Source organism: Streptomyces sp. AC627_RSS907 (assembly GCF_019049165.1).
In genome coordinates, this window is the sequence record NZ_JAGMUE010000732.1 from 1 (window position 1) to 691 (window position 691).

Here is a 691-nt window from a genome sequence, read left to right on the forward strand (position 1 = left end):
ACCTGGAGCATCCTCGCCGCCACCCTGCTGGTGACCGCCGGCCTCGGCGCGGTGGTCGCGGGGACGTACCAGAGCGGCGACGGCGACGGCGTCGAGCCCGTCGAACTCACGCTGCTGGGCACGCAGTTCGGGCAGATCCTGCTCGCCGTGCTCGGCGTGCTGGTGACCGCGGGGGAGTACGCGTCCGGCATGATCCGGGCCTCCCTCACCGCCGTGCCGCGCCGGCTGCCCGTGCTGTGGGCCAAGGCGGTCGTCTTCGGCGGTGTGGCCCTCGCGGTCATGTTCGCGACCGTCTTCCTCACCTTCCCCCTGGCCCAGGTCTTCCTGTCCGGCACGGACATGGCGGCGGGCCTCGGCGATCCCGGCGTGGCGCGGGCGCTGTGCGGGGCGGCGGTGGGCATCGCCCTCCTCGGCCTGCTGTGCCTGGGGCTCGGCGCGCTGCTGCGCAGCGTTCCGGCGGCGATCGGCGCGTACATAGGGGCGGTGCTCGTGCTGCCCGAGGTGGTCGGGCTGCTGCCGTACGACGTGGTGGACGACATCGTCGCCTGCCTGCCAAGCAAGGCGGCGCAGGCCCTGATGATGGTGGACCGAGGCCCCGACATGCTGGCCCCGGGCCCGGCCCTGTTCGCCCTGTGTTGCTCGGTCGCGGCGACGTTGGCGGTGGCGGCACTGTTCCTGCGCCGCCGGGACG

At 74.1% G+C, this 691-nt stretch carries 1 protein-coding gene; it reads left to right on the top strand.

The window, feature by feature from the left end; genetic code table 11:
- Positions 1–691 (top strand): ABC transporter permease (locus KUM32_RS38305; RefSeq protein ID WP_217146431.1); only part of this gene is annotated, 691 nt, incomplete at both ends.